Source organism: Pirellulaceae bacterium (assembly GCA_029243025.1).
Taxonomy (GTDB): domain Bacteria; phylum Planctomycetota; class Planctomycetia; order Pirellulales; family Pirellulaceae.
Window position 1 is genome coordinate 53,150 of the sequence record JAQWSU010000036.1, and the last position, 19,328, is coordinate 72,477.

Genomic DNA, 19,328 nt, shown 5'->3' on the forward strand with positions numbered 1-19,328 from the left:
ACGCGGAATCGACAGATTTTTCACGTTCGTTCGCGCTGCGCACAGGGAACGTCAGGTGGTCGACTCGCGACAGCGACATGGCTGCCGGGACAACACTTGAACGTCCGGAAAAGTGCGGCCAACGAGATGAGGACATCGAGCTCCCAGCTCAGTGTCCCGGTCGGATTTTAGACGATGTTCTCCTCGAACAACAGGATCCCTGGAAGGGGGCCGCGAGGATTTCTTGCCGGATCTGGCCGCAGAAAAATCAGAAGGATAGGTCTGACCTGCCTCGCGTTCATTTTCCTGGCGAAAACTTAAGTCCCCGGTCGGCGGCTATTGCAAAGTCGGAGGCAGTAAGGAAATCGAATTGGGCAGACTTTTTCACGGCGGTGGAGATAAATCACTGGTCGAACATGACTGGCGGAACATGACGGGCTGGATGTTACGGGCTGGATGTTACGGGCAACGCCGAATTAGCCGGCACAGTGCACGTCCAGTTGATTGACGGCTTTGAACTCGCGGAAGAAATGTTGTTCAACTTTCTACGAGTTGGCGGCACGCTCACCGGTAAGTACGATGGACGGGGCGAAGGTGATCGAGTCGGTAACTACGGCGGTGAAGATCCGTTTATTTCGTGCGCCGGTGGTGATGGCAACGACGTGACGCTGTTCACCGCTCCCGAGCCGACCATCGTGCTAACCTGGTCCATGCTCATCGGACTGGCAATCCTGGTGCGGCGACGGCGCTGAGTCCGCTTCATCGTGTCACCATCCCCGTGTCACCATCCCCGTGTCACCATCCCCGTGTCACCATCCCCGTGTCACCATCCCCGTGTCACCATCCCCGTGTCACCGTCCCCGTGTCACCGTCCCCGTGTCACCGTCCCCGTGTCACCGTCCCCGTTTTATCCTCTCATTGACGAGGGGAGCGTTAAGCAAACTGAACAGTGGTGGACCAAATAAAAAGGTGGCTCTACAGGGAAGGCGGGCGTCCGGCCCTTCTGACTGCGACGTTGCAGTTGGTGGAGCCGGAGTTTGGTGTCTTCGGTGACGAACTCGCCTCGGGTAATATGCCCGTGCTTTTATCGTCGCGTGTTCATTTATCCCTTTGACTTGCGCTGGCGTCGCAGTGATGATGTGTTTGTCACTTCTGTTGACAGCCAGCGTTTGCCGGCGGAGGATGGTGGTCTCCCTCTTGGCCCGATTTGAGATATTTTCTTGGGGATGTGATTATGAAACGCTGTTTTTTTCTATTGGTTTTGTTGTCCTTTGTTTGTTTGGTTTCGGAGCTGAGTGCCACCGTCACCACACGACATTACGACTTTGAGGAAGGCGCTGCCGATGCTGCAGCAACGGAGCTGATCGACATAACCGACGTGCCGCTTCATGAGAATTCGGACGATTTTTTTGGCTGGGGAGGTCACATTTGGATTGAAGTCTCAGGGGTTGAAGCACGGCCATTGCCTGCAGGAAGCCTTGATGATTCCGTGGAGGATGCAGCACTTGTTAATCCATCGCTTGAATTGATTGAAGGCAATGGGCTGTACGTCAGTGTTTCCGATGGCTCCGAATTTGATAGCCCCGCAATCGGGAGTCAATTGGCAATACAATTAGACGGCAAGACCCGCTACGATGACTTCGAAACGGGAGTCGGTTCTCGAGGCGTCTATGTGAATCCAACAGCTCTTGCGGCGGGTCAAGATGTAGATGGCAATGTCTCTGAGAGTTACAACTTGATGACACAGGCCTGGGTTTATCCGCAAGAAAACACCGGTGAGAAACAAACCGTATGGCAGGCGGGAAGGGAGCAGGGATCTGTAAACATCACAGAGGATGGTTTTTGGCAGTTTGAAGACTTAGGTTCAGTTGGCGTCCTGAATTGCTCACAAGCTGATGGCCCGGATGTACCTTATTCGTGCGAAGAAGGAGAAGAAGAATTTCCTGTCGCGTTTAACGAATGGACTCATCTTGGCATCTACCGAGGCGGCAATGGGGCCGAAGTTTATCTGAACGGCGAACGCGTCGCGGGCAGCATCTCCCCGGATCCCCCGAACCATTTTGGAACTTTTGCCAATCACATTACGATTGGTGGCCGCGACGATGGAAGTAACGGGTTTATCGGCCTGATCGATGACTTCAAGGTTCAAGGTGAAGTGTCACTTGGAGCCCATGATATGGACATCAACTTGATCCCGTCCGTTATCGGTGACTACAACGAAAGTGGTGCCCTTGACGCTGGTGACTTGGACTTTATTTCACAGGCAATCATCGACGGAGAAAATACTGCCGACGCCGATGGTAACGGCATGACGGACGCAGCTGATCGCGTATTCTGGATCAACGAGCTGCAAGGTTCGTACGTTGGTGACTCGAACTTCGATGGTGAGTTCGGCAGTGGTGACCTTGTCCAAGTGTTCTCGGAAGGTAGGTATGAGACGAACGAAGCGGCCGGCTACGCTCAAGGTGACTGGGATGGCAACTTGCTATTTGACAGCGGTGACATTGTTGCAGCCTTTTCCGCTGGCGGATACGAGCAAGGTCCTCGCGCTGCGACCGCAGTCGTTCCGGAGCCAGCTGCTGCAAGTCTGCTGATGCTGGCTGGCATGTCGCTGCTCGGCCTACGTCGCCGCAGATAAGTTCGATCGGTCTCGCGTCGCGCATCTGTGCGATGTTCAGATACCATAGATCTGTAAGAAAAACAGCGAGCGCCCTGGCAGATTTGCCGGGGCGTTTTGCGTTGTTGCCGGCATGCATCGATCAGCTTGAGGCGAGCGTAGAGTTGCTTCTTACAAATCGATCTGCGCGCAAAACGCGTGAGCTGTTTGGTCGAACTGCTAAGGTCAGACGCGGAGCGTTACCAATCCGCCGAATTACGGGGATTGGCTTCCTCATCGCTCCATGGATCCTTCTACTCTGACGCCAGATGCGAGCAGAAAAGACCGGAAAACCGAAAAGCAAGGCCGACCCCGACGAAAGCCTCGCCTTGACCATCAGGCGTCCCTGCTGCAGTTAGTTGAACTGGAGACGATCGACCGTGAACGGCGTTCCGCCGAGCGTCGACTCAAGGCAGCTAAGTTCCCCTGCTACAAAACGCTCGACGAGTTCGACTATGCGGCGGCCAAGGCAATCAACAAGCTCTTGGTACTGGAGCTGATGCGTGGCGACTCTCTTGTCGCGCGCGAGAATATTTTGCTAGTTGGCGACAAACGAATCTTCTACAAGCGGCAATTTTTTCGTTCGTTTCAAGCCGGTGCCGGCGGATTGAGCGATGGCACTTAGGCGCCGAGATGCTCGATACGTGGTTTCGGCTGGAGCTGAGGAGGACAGTATCATCTTCCAAGCAACGTAATTAGCGAGTTCTGCCGATGGCAAACTGTTTCCGAATCCACTCCATCTTCACCACTTCATGCTCGGGCGGCGTGCTGTGGCCAGCTTCGGGGTACACGCGATATTCTTTCGGTCCGCGAAGTTCGTTGTAGGCGGCGAAAGCGGCTGGCGCAGGGGCCGCTGTGTCCTGCAAGCCGACGCCCATCAGGACAGGACACTCGACCCATCCGGCGAGGTTCTTCGGATCAATGTAACTGAAGGTCGCGCTCGCTCGTTCCCAGGTGTTCTTGGGATCTCTGCCCAGCCAGTGCCGGACAACCATCCCCGGCCAAGCTGTCATCCTGAAAGCCTTCATGGAGTCGCCTACGAAGGGGATATCCGGCGCGCTGAGCGCGATTCGCTTGTCGAGTGCTGCCGTGGTGAATGAGAGCATGCCTCCTTGGCTGCCTCCGGTGATGGCGATGCGATTGAGATCGACATCCGGTCGCGACGTCAAGAAATCTACCGCGCGCAGGCAGTCCATAATGGCCCCGCGGTAGAAGAACTTCTGCGGATCGTCCAGCCCGCGTAGGAGATAGTCGCCAGGTCCCCACCATTCATACGCGGGCTCGTCGTCGGTGCTGTTGCCGTGGCCTCGGATATTGAGCGATAGCACTGCCATATCGGGTATCGACTGCGTGGGCCTCATCCCCTGGGTGTAGCCCGGCACCCTCAGCAGCACAGAATGCGGCCCGGCAGACTTCGGCAGCTCGAACCACCCACGAATCCGGACATCGCCGAGGCTGCGCATTTCCACGAGGAAGCAATCGGTCTGTTCCGTACTCCATTCCGGGCTCGGCTCAACTTTGTATTGAGGCGCGACGGTGGCGAGCTCCGCAATCGTATCATCCCAAAACGCGCGCAAATCCTTAGGCGGCTCGAGCGGCCGAACCATCTTCTCCGGTGCATAGGCGCGCATCTTTGATTGCGAGATGGGTGTGTTGTCACCGTCGCGTGTGAATGTGCAAGTGACTTGGTAGAAGCCGGCTGCCGGGGGCTCGAATTTCAGAGTCTCGGTGTGCGACTTCCCAGCTGACAGCAGTAGGGGCTGGGAGGTATCGGCGAAGGCTTCTCGTTCGTCGGTCAGCCAGGTGTCGCTCCCGACTTGGAACCGCACCGTGCCCTCAATGGGCTCAAACGTCGCGTTGCGTATCGTGACCGAGAGATCCATTGGCGCGCCGGCTGGGTAGATCCCGTCGGCGTGGCCATGTTCGATATGGACCTCTACGAAATCGGTCCACACGGGCACCGACAACGTCGGTGTTCCTTTGTGCATTCCCCCGTTGCCGTCGCTATCAAACACGCGCACGGCGATCACGTTCTCAGCATCCCAACGAATGTGTTTGGCAGGAACCTCGTAGCGTCGGACCGTTTCGTGATGGCCCTTGGTATCATTGGGAACCGAGCCGGTCCGACCCACCTCCACACCGTTGAAATAAGTCACATCCACATCGTCCACCGCCCCTAGCAATAACGTCAGTTTCTGGTACTGCTTGAAGTAGGCGTTCTCGCTCTCCGCTTTCGGCAGGTTCACCCGCAGACGATACCACCCGTAGCCGTCGTAGTTCTTGTGGCCCGCTTTCTCCCACGGCTTGCCAACCTCGATCGGCTTCCAGGCCGCATCATCGAACTCGGGCTGCGCCCAGGCAACGTCGTCACCCGTGGTGAAACGCCACCCGTTGGAAATGTCGCGAGCCTGACCTGTGAGAGGCAGCCAGGCCAGCAGTAGGGTGAGGGTAAGAACACTGCGCCTTGGTAGGTTCGTTGGTTTCATGGTGGACCTTGAGTGGAGCGTTATCAGGGTGGTTGAAGATCAGGGTGGTTGAAGAATGAGGTGCGTCGTGTCCCTCAGATTCGGTATCGACCTTTTTTCAAAGCGGTTGAAGAATATATCGGATTTCGGATGCCGGTTGGAAGTTACCCAAGGCGGTCTGGCTCACTCATGATGCGAGAATGACAAGAGGCGTCAGCTACAATTTCACGAATTCGTAGTCATGACAAAGTATCGGTTCCCCTTGTACCCGTTCGTCGCCAACGACCACTTTGGGAAGAATAGACGGTACTCATCATGATGTACTTGTCCTTCAGGGGACGAATGATGGCACCCCAGGCAAGCGGCTGATGAGCTTTCGAATATACTGGAATACCGCAACGCACGCCAATCGTCAAAGACCGAGTTTCCCTGAATGGGGCAACTGGATTTGAACCCGCGACCTTTGCGTCCCGAAGACAGCCAAGTGGTGTCACGCGTGTGACTCGCCGCCTCTCCAACCTCTTTCGCAGAATAGGCTTCGGCAACCGTGGATTCTGGTTCACGCCAAAGAGATCGATCGTGATGGCGACGGAGTTGTAACTCACGAAGAGGCGGTCGGTAACGCGGAGCGCATGTTCGTAAAGATGGACAGCAATGACGACGGCAAGATCTCCCCGAACGAAATGGAAGCGTCGAGGCGAGGTTAATGTGTAGAAAACGACATTTAATCTGACAGTTTCTTCCTAAACCGCCACGGCTGTCAGTTGGTTGCTGCCCAGATGTTTCTCATCCCACGCATTTTGTTTTTCCGCGCGAGTTCTCGTCACTGACGCCTGTGCTGATCCACCAACTCTTGAGGTTCCACGGGCTAAGATTTTGCAACCGTTGGCTTCGCTGTCACCAAGGCGCTGCGGTCCTCACCACCGCCCGCAATTCGTTCTTACGCAAATCGCCTCGGTTGCATCAACTTCGGCAGCTTGCATTCGACCGTAACTGGCGTCGGTGAATCCATCCGCTGTAGTTATGAACGCGTAGCCGGTTGGGCTGCAAACGGTTGTTATCTTCTACATTGTGTAAGTGAGCACGTAGACGGTTTGACCGTTGGCAGCAAATCCCACCCATCCGTTGCTGCGACCAAACATAGGCTTGGATGAATACATCTCTAGATCATCTGCCTCTGTTTGGGTTGGCCACCAAGAAAGTTCGGTTCGGGGTGACCGATAGTCCCAGCTTGAAAGGCGTTTCCCGGCGACTGATTTCCATGAAGCAAAATCACTTTTCTCAACAACGATCTTCGCGAAGAAGTAAAAATCGGATGGCCCCACTCGGCCATCTCCTGTCTGCTCCTCAATACACTCTGCGTCGAGTATTGGGCCCGGAGGAGAGATCCTTTTCTTAATCAGGTCAGTCATTGCGGTCAAACGTTCCTTGGAGGTGTCTCCAAAGGTGTGTTCACTATATTGGATTTCACAACCTACCATTGTGATTATGGTTGCCATGACGAGTATCGGCAGGGTCTTCATGTAGAGAGCCTCTCAACTAAGATGACGTTGAACATCACCGGGTTGCCGCCAGTAAAGTGGATTTCAAATTTGGGCCGGATCGACAACCCCTCGCCGGCACCCCTCGCCGGCAACCGTTCAGAAGCTTAGCGATCGGCTGGGAATGTGTAAATGACATAATGTGGTCGGCGCTGAATCACACCTGTCAAATCCATCGATTATCGGCAAGTCGAGCAAGAGCATCGTCCAAGGCAATCACATTTTGATCTGGGCGCGAGGGTAAGCGATCTTCAATTGGATGCCGAACCCAGTTTTCGCCGTGCTTTTCTGTTTGCTTACGTTGAGCATTGTCGACAAGGATTCGTCGCATTGCTTGGGCAGCTGCGGCAAGGAAATGGCCTCGACTTTTCCAGTGTTGATCGTTCTCATTTCCAACAAACACCCAGGCCTGGAAATGGATCAGGGCGATTGTGTTCTGCTCCTGTAACATGAACCCGAGCATTCTTGATACTCGGCGAGGCTTGTCTGATATCCCCCGCCTTTGCGTAAAGGGGCCAGCAAAGGAGGATCGCGGCGCACGTCGAAGTGAATTATGTTCGGCTCATAGCTTGGCCGAAATCAAAGTTCGACGACTTGTTTCGTCTTTTGGGACTGGTCGGCAGCCAAGACGATCCGTAGGCTGGTCATCACTCGGTCTTGGTGAGACGACATGTCCGTGTCGTTGCGAATGCAATCAATAAAGGCTCGTTGTTCTAGCAGGGCAAGCCCATCGTGATCGGGCTCTTCGATCTTGATGACTTCATCTTCGCGAACGAACTCCTTGTGATTTTGCTCGGCGTAATGCCGGATGATGGTGTTTGCTTCGACATGATGATCCTTGTCATCAGACCGCCCTTTGTCGGGGCAGATGCTGGCCGAACCCGCCGGCCCGGCAATATCTTTGATGAAGTAAGCGACTTCGCTCATCATTGGCCCCCAACCGGCCTCATACCAACCGACCGAACCGTCTTCGAATTCTACCTGAAGCTGGCCGTAGTTGCAGATGTGCTCGGGAACCAGATCCCAGTTGCGGCAGCCGATTGCGTGAACTCGCACCGGTCGACACTGGGTCATCTGGTACATGATGTCTACGTAGTGAACCCCGCAGTCAACAATCGGCGACTGCACTTGCATGATGTTGTACAGCGTGTCGTAAAAATCGCCTTTGGTCTGTTGATTCAAGTTCATTCGCATGGCGAGCGGCTTACCGAGCTCGTGAGCGATTTCTATAAACTTTTTCCACGACGGATGTGTCATGAGGATGTACCCGACGTACAACTTGCGATTCACGCGGTTGGCCAAGTCGAATAGTTCTTGAGACTGCTCGGTTGTTTCCGCGAGAGGCTTTTCCACAAACACGTGCAGCCCGCGATTTAGCGCCGTGGAAACATAGTGATAGTGCGAGTCCGTATACGTGCTGATAGCGACCGCGTCGGGAGAGGTCTTTTCGAGGGCTTCCTCGAAATCGGTAAACCGAGGAACGTCGCCGCCGAGGATATTGCTCAGATTTCCTGAACTGCCGAGGTTTCTCGTTACGATGCCAACGTTTCGGACACCGTTGATCTGCAGGTAAGCTTTCGCGTGCAAAGTGCCCATGAAGCCAGCACCTACATTCAACACTTTTATTTCGTCACTCATAGTAGGTTCTTCCGTATTGGTTGAAGTTAAGGTTGGCAACCAATTTCTTGGTTGGAAGCCGACAGCGAACAGAATCGACTAACGCACGCATTCCGTGCAGTTTCGATCTACAGGTCCGCCCAACCCAGTGCACAAACGCGCGCCGGCTGCCGTCGTTAAGAAACTCGAACAAAAGATTGACTAGTTTAACACTGCGAGAGGTACTGTGGTGCTGCCCGACCTGCGGTGCGACGCTGTCAATTCGGTCTCGCCGTAAGTCGCGTCGGATGCATCGACTTCGCTGAGTTGGCGTCTCGGCAAACTCGCACCGGTGTCCCAGTGCTTCTGAGACCTCTGCGAGTTAGTTGTCGGTTTATGCCCGCGGATTGGTGCGCAGGTAGCCTATAGATCCAGACATCTTTTGATCGGTCGATGTCGCAAGGTCTCAGCATGCAAGCTTCACTTGGTCGGCAGCCCGTCAATCGTTGGAATCGCACGATATCTGCAACGATCGGAGGTAGAGATGGCAAGACTGCCTCGACATCTTGATCGGAGACTGGTTCAACCGGATTCGTTTCCCGAGCCTCACTCCGCCCCATTGCGAGAGCCATAACTGTGGCCAGCCCTTGTCCAGCCGAAGCGGATTCGACTTCTCTTCAACTGATGGCGGTTGTTCACACCGCCATCCGGAAAAAGTTCGCGGAAATACGCGAGGTAATAGCTTCTGAACGTGATCGATGTACACAACTGTACGTAGGTTCCAAAGCACGAATGTTCGCGCAAGAATCGGTGGACTAGCGCACCAGCAGCGTTTGAGCTCCGTCTCGAAGGGTCCCCGTCAAGACGTCTTACGACTCGATGGATGGAAACTCAACCGTTCTCATGCTAACTTCGTGCCTGGTAGCGTACTCCTTGAGTTGATGGTTTAAAAGCAAAACAATTCACTCAAAGTACGCTGCTTTTTGCAACCTCCAATCAACAACTTTGGGTTATATCTCCCGTATTGATTTACCACCCTGCAACACAAATCCGAGGGCACATAATGCAGCGGACTATCCTTATTTGTGTACTCACATTTCTCGTCGCGCCGTCCGCCCTGGCGGAACAGTTGTACGTTCGGCACGATACCGCTCGCGACACGATATCGGTCTTCCAAGTGGGTTTTAACGAACCGATCTTGACGCAAAACGTGCGGCCGGACTTTCGTCCCTACATCCACCCGATCGTCGCGCCGGATCGCCGGGGCCTTCTGACCGAGTACGACCCTGAGAACCACCCACACCAGACCGGTCTGTATTGGGGCTTTACGAGTGTCAACGGGCGTGATTTTTTTCATCATTACGACGGCGATTACTGGCGTCGTTTTTCCGCGACGATTCTAAAACCCGAGGCAACTAAGAATGACCCCCGTGTTCAGTGGCAAACCATTTATGACTTGCTTGACGAAGCGGGCGAGGTGGTGATGCGTGAGACGCAAACGTGGACAATGAACGATCCCGGCCGCACCTACGTCCTCGATTTGCAGTGGAGCGGCACGGCGATGCGGGACATCACCATCGGCGAGTTCGATTATGGCGGTTTGTTTCTGCGTATGCCCTGGCGGGACGGTATGAACGGGCAAGCCGTCAACAGTAATGGACAAGTAAACGAAGATGGGGCCGAGGGCCAGCGCGCCCGCTGGCTGGATATCGGCATGCAAGTGGAGGGGCGCGGGAATCTCGCGCACATCGCGATACTTGATCACCCGGAAAATGTAGGCTTCCCGCAACCCTGGCGCGTCGATGGTGCGATGGGTGTAGGCCCTGTGCGCGCACGGCTTGGCGACTGGGAGATCCCCAAAGGTGAAACGGCGCAGATTAAGCATCGGTTGCTCGCTTACACAGGAGAATTTGACAAAGTTAGAGTTGCTTCGGCGTGGTCTTCGTATACGCGTGAACGCGGAGGCAAACCCTACGCTCAATGGGACCAAACCGATCTGGATCTCTTCGGCCAGCAAAACGTTGAAGACGTAGAAACGGTCGAGGAGGCCTACCGCGCGGAGTTTCTGACACCTGAAAAGGCCGTCGCCGCGATGACCGTACCCGACGGGTTCGAAGTCAATGTGTTCGCATCCGAGCCGATGATCACGCAACCCATGGCGTTCTGTTGGGATGACCGCGGCCGTCTGTGGATCGCCCAGAACCGTGAATACGACGGAATCGAAAACGGCATTGAACTGTCAGGAGAAAGCCAGATTCTGATCCTGGAAGATACCGACCGCGACGGTGTCGCGGACAGCAAGAAAGTATTTCTTGATGGTGTTGTGTTCCCCTCGGCCATGTCGGTTGGTTTCGGCGGACTATGGCTCGGTGCGGTACCGAATTTGCTGTTCATTCCTGACCGGGATGGGGACGACCGGGCAGATGTCGAGGATATTGAAGTCCGCCTAACGGGCTGGGGCCGCGATGACCTCCACGAAATCTTCAACAGTTTCAATTGGGGACCCGACGGGTGGCTCTATGGACTGCAGGGCATATTCACTCATTCGCGCGTGGGAAAACCGGCAGGAGAAAGCCGCATCTTCCGTCAGAACGCGCCCTACCCGGATGATATTGAATATGCAGACGAGCCGACAGAAATCAATGCGGGTGTTTGGCGCTATCACCCTATCAAGGACCGCTTCGAAGTTGTGGCGCACGGCCTGAGCAATCCCTGGGGCATCGACTACAACGCAAAGGGACAGCTCTTTGCTACCGCGTGTGTGATTCCCCACTTGTGGCACGTCGTCCCCGGCGGTATTTACCATCGCCAGTCGGGAAGTCATTTCAATCAGAACGTCTACAGTTCAATTCGCACCATCGGCGACCACCGACACCGCTCAGCCCACGGCGGAGCCCGCGTCTACCTATCCGACGCCTTTCCGGAAGCGTACCAGGGCCGACTATTCATGGGGAACATTCATGACCATGCCGTGTTGACCGATATCCTTGAGCCGCGCGGCTCCGGTTTTGTGGGTAGGCATGGAGACGATTTCCTCAAGGCCAATAACGCTCAATTTGTCGGTTTCAGCACTGAAATTGGGCCGGAAGGGGCTGTCTACATGCTCGATTGGCATGATGCTGAGATTTGCAGCGGTCCCGTTCGGAACAAAGAAACGGGGCGTGTCTATCGTATTCTCCCCAAGGAATCCAACGCGCAAGATTGGGAAGGTCGTTACGATGACATTCGGTCGCTGAGCAACGCCGAACTCGTCGACCTTCAGCTCAGCAAAAGCGAATGGCACGCCCGCCGCGCGCGGGTCGTTCTTCAGCATCGCGCCGCGAAGGGACAGGTCCGAGAAGAGTCGCACGCAGCGCTGCGCGAACTATTCGAGACGAACACGAACGGCGATCATCGCCTTCGCGCACTATGGGCGCTTCACGTCTCGGGCGGCATCGATGAAACCGGCCTGTTGGAAGCCCTGCATGACGAAGATGAATACATTCGCGCGTGGGCCATTCAATTGTTGTGTGAAGACAAGGCGCCGACAAACGCGGCGCGCACTCAGTTTGTGGCAATGGCGAAGGAGGATGAGTCCTCTGTCGTGCGGCTTTACCTTGCGTCCGCCTTGCAACGCATGCGTCCGGAATACCGTTGGCCCGTCGCTACGATTCTTGTTTCGCATGCGGAAGACGCCGAGGATCACAACATACCGAAGATAACCTGGTTCGGCATGGAGCCGCTTGTCGCCGACAATCCGAAACACGCACTCAACCTCGCCGACCAGTCGCGCATCCCGATGCTTACCCAATTTATTGGCCGTCGACTCACGGTGGGAAACCATCTCACGGAACTCGTAGAAGAAATTGGCCGCAATCCCAATACTCGGCAGCTACTGCTGCTCGGCATGCGCGACGGTCTCGAGGGGCGATTCGACCTCCAACCACCCGAGAACTGGCGGGCAGTATTCGGCGCGTTGAGCGTCCGCGATGATGAGTCCACGCCAATCGCCCGGCAACTGTCTCTCAAGTTTGGCGATCTGAATGCGGCACAAGCGCTGCTGGAAACGCTGCAGGATGGCGAGAACAGCCTCGAAGATCGGCAGGAAGCGATTCGGGGTTTAGCCGGACTCAAACGTCCCGAACTGAGGTCGGAACTGGTCGCGTTGCTGGATGATGATTTCCTTCGAACAGAGGCCATTCGCGCGATGTCCTCCTTCGACGATGAATCACTCGCAGAAACGCTCCTCGAGCGCTATGCCAACTTTTCTAACAAGGAAAAACTGGAAGTGGTTCACGCCCTGGCATCACGTCCAGGTCATGGCTGGGCCCTTACTAGAGCCATCAGACGCGGCGACGTTCCCCGGCGCGACGTCCCTGCCTATGTTGCGCGGCTGTTGCAGCGCGTTGTCGGTAATCGCTTTCTCGAAATTTGGGGGCCCGTGGAGAGGTTGTCGCCGGAGGCGGAAGCGTCATTCGTAAGATTCCGTACGCTGCTGACAGATGAAGCCATCGCCCAGGGTGACCTAGCCAAAGGGCGTGAACTCTACACTCAAACGTGTTCCGCCTGTCATCAACTGAATGGAGAAGGTGGCTTGGTTGGCCCAGATCTCACAGGCGCGAACCGCACCGACCTCGAATACTTGCTCGGCAATATCTTGACACCGAGTGCCATTATCGGGAAAGACTATTTGATGACGATGGTCTTTACCGACGACGGGCGAGTTTATGCTGGGGTTGTCATTGGCGAGAATGATCAACAACTCCAACTGCGTACTGCCAGCGTCGCAGAGCCAATTACCATCGCGAAGTCACAGATTGTAGATCGTGAAATCACCAAACTTTCAATGATGCCGGAAGGGCTGCTTGATAACCTGACTGACCCTGAAGTTATAAACTTGTTCGCGTACCTGCGAAATCTTACGCAGGTTCCGATGCAGGACGCGGCTAATCGTTGATTCAGCGAACTCCTTGTACACCTTGCTGTAAATGAAACCGAAAGGAAGTTTCATGATGAACTGGAAAGTGCTGATTTCAATCGCCACCGTCCTGTGGGCCTTCACGGGTCTCGCGCGTGCGGGTGAAACACTTTACAACGGTATCGAACTGCCGGACGAATGGCCGCCACAGAAGGACAAACTGACCCGCGAGGTAATGGAAGTTCCTTACCTTGAGAATCCCCCTGCGGTCGTTCCAGTCGATGTGGGGCGCCAGCTCTTTGTAGATGATTTCCTCGTCGAGGAGTCCACCCTAAGTCGCACGTTTCACCAGCCCGAGTACCACGAGGAACCGGTGATCACACCGGAGGAAGACACAGCAGGAATGTATGCCGCCCCCTTTAGTGGGGGAGCGTGCTACGACCCGGCCGACAAACTCTTCAAGATGTGGTATACCCGCGTGGAACCCCACGCCACCTGTTACGCAACGAGTGAGGATGGAATCCATTGGGAGAAGCCGGAACTAGATGTCGAGGCCGGTACCAATATTGTTTTAAATCCTGACGGATTCAACAGTTCGGCGATCATGTTAGATCATTGGGCCAAGAATCCGACTGAACGATTCAAATACTTCGCCAGCGAAAGGACCGAGGGGATTGAAGGATGGTTTGCAGGGCACCGTACCAGTGCCGATGGGATTCATTGGTCCGAGCTGAAGGGGTCCAAACCCATGATATGGGGTGACCGGTCAACGGCCTTCTACAATCCCTTTCGCAAGGTATGGGTATTCAGCCAGCGGACGGAGGATGAGAATGGGTGGAGAGCCAGGTCCTACGTCGAAGGACCGACACCCGAAGAGATGCTGGGAGAGATCAGATTCAACGAGTTGGATACCGTTGAAGGGAAATCGGTACATTGGGCCGGCGCCGATGAGCTTGATCCTCATCACACGGACGCCAGGTTCGCCCATATAGAGCCGCAATTGTACACCCTTGATGCTTCGCCGTATGAGAGCATCATGCTGGGGCAATTCTCGATATGGCAGGGGCCGGAAAACGACCTGTGCGGCGAACTCAACATCCAGAAGCGCAATGATATTCTATTAGGTTTCAGCCGTGACGGTTTCCACTGGGACCGGCCAAATCGTAAACGATTCATAGAAGGCACATGGGACAGAAGAAGTTGGCGGTATGGCAACGTCCAGTCATGTGCTGCAGGCCCACTGGTCGTCGGCGACAAACTCTACTTCTATTTTAGTGCCCATCCTGCGCCGAAAAGTGAGCGGTGGGATACGGATGCGACTACCGGCCTGGCAATCCTGCGTCGTGACGGCTTTGCTTCTTTGGATGCAGGCGGAAGAACAGGCACCGTGACGACGAGACCCGTGACCTTCAAGGGAAAGTATCTGTTCGTCAACGTGGATTGCCCTGATGGCGAACTGAAAGTCGAAGTACTGGACGAAGACAGCCAGGTAATCGACGGGTTTTCCATTGAGAATGCTAAGCCGATCGCAACGGACAAGACGTTGGTGCAGGTGAATTGGGAACAGAACAGAGATCTCGCAGCCCTTGCAGGTAAGCCAGTTCGGTTCCGCTTTCATCTGACGAACGGTTCGCTCTACGCTTTTTGGGTGAGTCCTGACGCATCTGGTGCTAGCCAGGGCTACGTTGGTGCCGGCGGACCTGGGTATACGGGGCCAACGGACAATGTCGGAAGAACACTCCCGGCAGATGTGCTCAAGCCGGAGGAAGACGGCGGGGTTGCCACCACGCCCTTCGAAATCGAAACGCCCGCCATGCCGAACCCGATTCCCGATACCTGGTTGACCTACCATCTGGCGCACCCCGGTCCAGACAAGGCGGTTCCCGCCGATCCGAATTGCGCCATCTATTACAACGGGAAATACCACATGCACTATATCTATCAGAGTCACGGCGCTTCCTTCGCACACGTGACCAGTGATGATATGGTGAATTGGGAATGGCAGGAGACGGTATTGACGTCCCCATTGACAGGACACGGAATGTTCAGCGGTACTGCGTTCCTCACCAAAGAAGGCAAAGCGGCCATCATGTATCATGGCGCGGGTTCCGATAGAAACCATATAGCATTCGCGGAAAATGATGCATTAAGTCAATGGACTAAGCCAACGGTCATTGAACCTAGAACCGCCGACGGTAGACCCGCCAAAATGCGGCACTGGGATCCCGACTGCTGGCTCATAGGCGACACCTATTACGCCCTCAGTGGCGGAGAGGATCCGACAATCGCCACCTCGAAAGACCTCAAGAACTGGCTCTTCCAGGGCAAACTGTTTCATCCGGATTTCCCAGAAGACCTGGGCGTAACAAGGGATGAAGACGTCTCCTGCGCCAACATGTTTAAGCTCGGCGACAAATGGATGATGCTGTGCATTAGCCATGGACTCGGCGCCCGGTATTACTTGGGCGATTTCAAAGACGGACAATACCTGCCTGATCATCACGCCCTCCTGAACTGGGCCGCTTGGGATCTATTTGCGCCGGAATCGCTGCTTACCCCTGATGGGCGCCGGGTGATGTGGGCCTGGTCGACGCCCGGGGTATTCGTCGACCAGCGTGTTGAGCGAACGAAGAGTTTTGACCGATTGGCGGACGAAAAACTTCAGTCCGGCATTCAATCGCTGCCCCGAGAACTCAGTCTTGACGATGACGGCATGCTAGAAATTAGGCCGCTGAGAGAATTGGCCCAACTTCGCACCCATCAAAAAGACGTAAGGGACATCACCATTAAGGCTGGGGACACCCAGGTGCTGGAGGGTATGGAGGGCGACACGATTGAGCTGGAAGTTGTCTTCGATGCTCCCCAGGCCAGCGAATTTGGGCTACGCATTCTCGCCAACGCAAAGGGTGAAAACGGGTTCAAGATCGCATCGGGCACGGATCGCGACACGATCACGCTGGATTATGTTGAACCACCCTTTAGGCTGAAAGAAGGCGAAGACCTCACGTTACGCATATTCATCGACAAAGGGATGATTGAAGTGTTTGCCAACGACCGCCAGGCCGCAGTTGCCTGGCATGATTACGAACCCGCAAATCAGCATATTGCCCTGTATGCCAACGGAGCGGAGGTCAAGGTTAGTAAAGTAACCTGTTGGTCTATGAAATCCATCTACTGATGGATCGTCACTCGTCTCTGGAAACCTTGAGCATCACTAACTGGAGACTTGTATCATTGTCCTGCCTCAGTCGGATCTGGAATTTCTAGCGAGTTGAGTTAGTATACTCAGCATCGCCTTACAGAGACTGTCGACTCAAGTACGTTAAACGGTCACTGCGAATTTCCAGAAGCAACGATACACCACCAAATCAACACCACAAATTAGAAGCATGAGCATATCAAGAACGATTACAACTATTCTTCTTTCAGCCGTCATGTGCATGTGCACGACACATTCATTCGCAGCCGACCGCGAAATTGACATCAAGGGGAAGTATCTGAACTTTCCTGTTTCGGAGAAGGCGGACAAATGCCTCATAAGCCTTAAAATCCACGGGGAAAAAGTTCGTGAGTTCGTGATCAATCTGGCGCCTGGCGAACCTGATTACTGGGTATATCTTGAAGTACAGGATTTTATCGGAAAGAGGGGAGAGCTGGTCGCCTGGGAAGTATCGAACAAACAGATAAAAGGCTTCGAGTCCGTCTACAGCGCCGACACATTCCCAGGTGAAGCTGATCTGTACAAAGAGGAACTTCGCCCTCAAATCCACTTCTCATCCAAGCGCGGCTGGAACAACGACCCCAATGGGTTGATGTACTACAAAGGCGAATACCATCTGTTCTACCAACACAACCCCTTCGGCTGGGCCTGGGGAAATATGACGTGGGGCCACGCCATCAGCACGGACCTTGTCCATTGGGTGGAGCAGGGCGACAAGCTGCATCCAGACAAGTTTGGCACCATGTTCTCCGGCTCAGGCGTTGTGGATTGGAATAACACTACAGGATTCCAGACGGGCGAGGAACCGCCCATGGTGGTCATCTACACGATGGCCGGCAACAACAGCCGTTGGTCCGAAGGCGAGCCCTTCACGCAGGGCCTTGCCTACAGCAACGACCGGGGCCGCACCTGGACTAAATATGCAGGCAATCCCGTGCAGGGACGCTTGAGGATGGCCAATCGCGATCCTAAAGTTTTCTGGCGCGCGGAAACGCAGGAATGGGCCATCGTGATGTTCTTGCGAGAGGGCCGGGTAGCCTTCTTCACGTCGCCGAACCTCAAGCGCTGGGAATTGCACAGCGTTATGGAAACCGACCGCGACGAGTGCCCAGAATTAGTCGAATTGGCGGTGGACGGCGACAAGAATAACACGAAATGGGTCCACTATTCCGCCCATGGTGATTACTTTATCGGCGATTTCGACGGTAGAGCATTCACAAAGGAAACGGAACGCGTCCGCTTTAACTACGGCAATTGCTTCTATGCGTCCCAAATCTTCAACGATATTCCCAAGGAAGACGGCCGGAGCATTCAGATCGCCTGGGGTAACGTCGATTTGCCGGACATGCCCTTTAATCAGATGATGACTTTTCCCGTGTCGCTGACTCTGCGATCAACCGATCATGGCCTGCGGATGTTTGCGTATCCTGTCGAGGAAATTAGCAAGCTTCACGCCAAGGAGTACAAGTGGGAGGATGAGGATCTCGCACCCGGCAAGAACCTATTGAAAGGCGTGAAGGGAAATCTCTTCGACATCGACGCCGAAATCGATCTGGGCGATGCCGATGAGGTGGGGTTCGAAATCAATGGATTTCCTGTAACCTACAATGTTAAGGAAAACCTTCTTATCGGCGGCGAAGGTAAGGAAGGAAACGAGTTTAGCGCAGGCACAACGGTAGCAACGCTCAAGCCCATCGACGGTAAGATTCGCCTGCGCATGCTCGTGGACCGACCTTCAGTAGAAATCTACGCCAACGATGGCCTCGTCTACATGCCCATGCAGGCCGTCCGCAACCTGAACAATAAGTCACTGAAGGTCTATGCCAAGGGCGGCTCGGCGCACATACAGAAGCTAACCGTCCACGAGCTTAAAAGAATATGGCCTTAAGCGAGCCAGGCCATAAAGATCAGCTCCTCGCAGGTCGATGTTAGTAAGATCTGCGCCGCGCAAATTGATCGTGCTGACGACTCGGAAATAGACGCCAGCAGCCAAGTCCGTCGCATAACTGAAAACATTCTGCTGCGATTCGCCGTCGATGCGTTGGGCAATGACATCTCCAAAGTTGACCTAATTCAGGAGATCGCCGCTCGCCTGAACTTCGCAGCGAGGATAGATGGCTGTTCCAGCGGCCGGTGTAGAAGAAGTCGAGGTCCAGGAAAGCTGAACCTGGTCACCATCCCTCACGAACGACACTTGGATGGGCAGCGGCTCGAGCCGAGAAAATCGCCGACGCTTCATTCCCAATCTCCAAGCAAATCAAAACCTGAAGCATAGCTCCCACGTCAACATGCATTTCGTCGTGCGCTTACCGAAATACCGTGATTGGGCACCCGTACCTGCAACTCTGCGGCGACACGATGCCTCGCAAATGCGTGGAAGCAGTAAAGCATTTCAAGACTTTGTTCATCCGGCGGCGTTCACGTCCGACGTGAGAAAAGGCCGATGGTCGTGGTCCCCTCGCCGAAATCGGGCAATTTGGCCATCCTCGCAAGCTGCGGCGGAGGTCTTGCAGGTCTTGCCCGCTGGACAAAACCGCAACCTGCTAAGTTGCGTCGGTCTGAATCACCTCGGGCAATTCGGCTGATTTCTTCGTGCAAGAGGTTGCATCAACCGCTGCAGATTGCGGTCAATGCTAACTCGCATCGGTGAAACAGACCTCGGAAGTTTGGGGCTGCGTTGAAACGACAGTGGAGGCGGGCACTGACGCAGGTTGTTTAGGCGTGAAATCGCGAAATGACTCACCAAGAGAGGTGGCGGGATTTGAACTCTCTAAATCATTGCCACAAAACCACTTAGCGCGAATAGTCAACAAGATTGGCGAAATGCGAGCCTCCGTTTGAACTCGCGACGCGGAAGCGTTGGAACGCCGTAAACCGTTGCCAATTAAAGAGAAACAGCTCGCCGCAAATGAAAGCAACGAGCTGTTTTGATTTTAAGTCGGGGCGACAGGACACGGTTAGAACTTTTTTGGCG

Annotated in this window: 13 protein-coding genes; 7 read left to right on the top strand and 6 right to left on the bottom strand. The window is 54.7% G+C overall.

Going from position 1 to position 19,328, the window contains the following annotated elements; genetic code table 11:
- Positions 1-467 precede the first annotated feature (467 nt).
- The 3 genes from P8N76_17470 to P8N76_17480 all read left to right on the top strand — a co-directional run bounded on the left by P8N76_17470 (position 468) and on the right by P8N76_17480 (position 3,260).
- Entirely contained in the window at positions 468-731 is a 264-nt protein-coding gene (locus P8N76_17470) for an MYXO-CTERM domain-containing protein (GenBank protein MDG2383465.1), read from the top strand.
- A gap of 482 nt (positions 732-1,213) precedes the next feature.
- The gene (locus tag P8N76_17475) at positions 1,214-2,617 is read left to right on the top strand and encodes a PEP-CTERM sorting domain-containing protein (protein ID MDG2383466.1); all 1,404 of its coding nucleotides are present in this window, start codon (positions 1,214-1,216) and stop codon (positions 2,615-2,617) included.
- Positions 2,618-2,879: 262 nt separating this feature from the next.
- Positions 2,880-3,260, top strand: coding sequence for an ATP-binding protein (locus P8N76_17480; protein MDG2383467.1), 381 nt, complete (start codon positions 2,880-2,882; stop codon positions 3,258-3,260).
- Between the two features lie 70 nt (positions 3,261-3,330).
- Here the strand turns inward: P8N76_17480 and P8N76_17485 are convergent, their stop codons facing one another.
- Positions 3,331-5,121 carry an acetylxylan esterase gene (locus P8N76_17485; GenBank protein ID MDG2383468.1) on the bottom strand — a complete coding sequence of 597 codons (1,791 nt, stop codon included), beginning with the start codon at positions 5,119-5,121 and terminating at the stop codon, positions 3,331-3,333.
- 611 nt (positions 5,122-5,732) lie between these two features.
- Between P8N76_17485 and P8N76_17490 the strand changes: the two genes are divergently transcribed.
- Positions 5,733-5,807 (top strand): hypothetical protein, encoded by a 75-nt coding sequence (locus P8N76_17490; GenBank protein MDG2383469.1) that lies wholly within the window; start codon positions 5,733-5,735, stop codon positions 5,805-5,807.
- Between the two features lie 357 nt (positions 5,808-6,164).
- Here P8N76_17490 and P8N76_17495 read toward each other — a convergent pair whose 3' ends face one another.
- From P8N76_17495 to P8N76_17505, 3 genes are all read right to left on the bottom strand, one after another.
- Positions 6,165-6,599 (bottom strand): hypothetical protein, encoded by a 435-nt coding sequence (locus P8N76_17495; GenBank protein MDG2383470.1) that lies wholly within the window; start codon positions 6,597-6,599, stop codon positions 6,165-6,167.
- A 208-nt stretch (positions 6,600-6,807) separates the two neighbouring features.
- Positions 6,808-7,104 carry an ECF-type sigma factor gene (locus tag P8N76_17500; protein MDG2383471.1) on the bottom strand — a complete coding sequence of 99 codons (297 nt, stop codon included), beginning with the start codon at positions 7,102-7,104 and terminating at the stop codon, positions 6,808-6,810.
- Between the two features lie 116 nt (positions 7,105-7,220).
- Positions 7,221-8,279 (bottom strand): Gfo/Idh/MocA family oxidoreductase, encoded by a 1,059-nt coding sequence (locus P8N76_17505; GenBank protein ID MDG2383472.1) that lies wholly within the window; start codon positions 8,277-8,279, stop codon positions 7,221-7,223.
- A gap of 1,021 nt (positions 8,280-9,300) precedes the next feature.
- Here P8N76_17505 and P8N76_17510 point away from each other — a divergent pair.
- The 3 genes from P8N76_17510 to P8N76_17520 all read left to right on the top strand — a co-directional run bounded on the left by P8N76_17510 (position 9,301) and on the right by P8N76_17520 (position 18,242).
- On the top strand, positions 9,301-13,173 hold the full coding sequence (locus P8N76_17510) for a PmoA family protein (GenBank protein MDG2383473.1): 3,873 nt from the start codon (positions 9,301-9,303) through the stop codon (positions 13,171-13,173).
- Positions 13,174-13,225: 52 nt separating this feature from the next.
- Positions 13,226-16,312 (top strand): glycoside hydrolase family 32 protein, encoded by a 3,087-nt coding sequence (locus P8N76_17515; protein MDG2383474.1) that lies wholly within the window; start codon positions 13,226-13,228, stop codon positions 16,310-16,312.
- A 211-nt stretch (positions 16,313-16,523) separates the two neighbouring features.
- A complete protein-coding gene (locus P8N76_17520; protein ID MDG2383475.1) occupies positions 16,524-18,242 on the top strand; it encodes a GH32 C-terminal domain-containing protein in 1,719 nt (572 codons plus the stop codon).
- 180 nt (positions 18,243-18,422) lie between these two features.
- Here the strand turns inward: P8N76_17520 and P8N76_17525 are convergent, their stop codons facing one another.
- On the bottom strand, positions 18,423-18,593 hold the full coding sequence (locus P8N76_17525; GenBank protein MDG2383476.1) for a hypothetical protein: 171 nt from the start codon (positions 18,591-18,593) through the stop codon (positions 18,423-18,425).
- Positions 18,594-19,147: 554 nt separating this feature from the next.
- Positions 19,148-19,328: hypothetical protein (locus P8N76_17530; protein ID MDG2383477.1), on the bottom strand; the 181-nt coding region annotated here is incomplete at its 5' end.

What these genes read in the sequence shown, in the direction of transcription:
- P8N76_17525 (MDG2383476.1), bottom strand. Translation starts at nt 18,593, where the DNA reads ATGAAGCGTCGGCGATTTTCTCGGCTCGAGCCGCTGCCCATCCAAGTG.
- P8N76_17500 (MDG2383471.1), bottom strand. Translation starts at nt 7,104, where the DNA reads ATGCTCGGGTTCATGTTACAGGAGCAGAACACAATCGCCCTGATCCAT.
- P8N76_17515 (MDG2383474.1), top strand. Translation starts at nt 13,226, where the DNA reads ATGATGAACTGGAAAGTGCTGATTTCAATCGCCACCGTCCTGTGGGCC.
- P8N76_17520 (MDG2383475.1), top strand. Translation starts at nt 16,524, where the DNA reads ATGAGCATATCAAGAACGATTACAACTATTCTTCTTTCAGCCGTCATG.
- P8N76_17480 (MDG2383467.1), top strand. Translation starts at nt 2,880, where the DNA reads ATGGATCCTTCTACTCTGACGCCAGATGCGAGCAGAAAAGACCGGAAA.
- P8N76_17495 (MDG2383470.1), bottom strand. Translation starts at nt 6,599, where the DNA reads ATGGCAACCATAATCACAATGGTAGGTTGTGAAATCCAATATAGTGAA.
- P8N76_17505 (MDG2383472.1), bottom strand. Translation starts at nt 8,279, where the DNA reads ATGAGTGACGAAATAAAAGTGTTGAATGTAGGTGCTGGCTTCATGGGC.
- P8N76_17485 (MDG2383468.1), bottom strand. Translation starts at nt 5,121, where the DNA reads ATGAAACCAACGAACCTACCAAGGCGCAGTGTTCTTACCCTCACCCTA.
- P8N76_17475 (MDG2383466.1), top strand. Translation starts at nt 1,214, where the DNA reads ATGAAACGCTGTTTTTTTCTATTGGTTTTGTTGTCCTTTGTTTGTTTG.
- P8N76_17510 (MDG2383473.1), top strand. Translation starts at nt 9,301, where the DNA reads ATGCAGCGGACTATCCTTATTTGTGTACTCACATTTCTCGTCGCGCCG.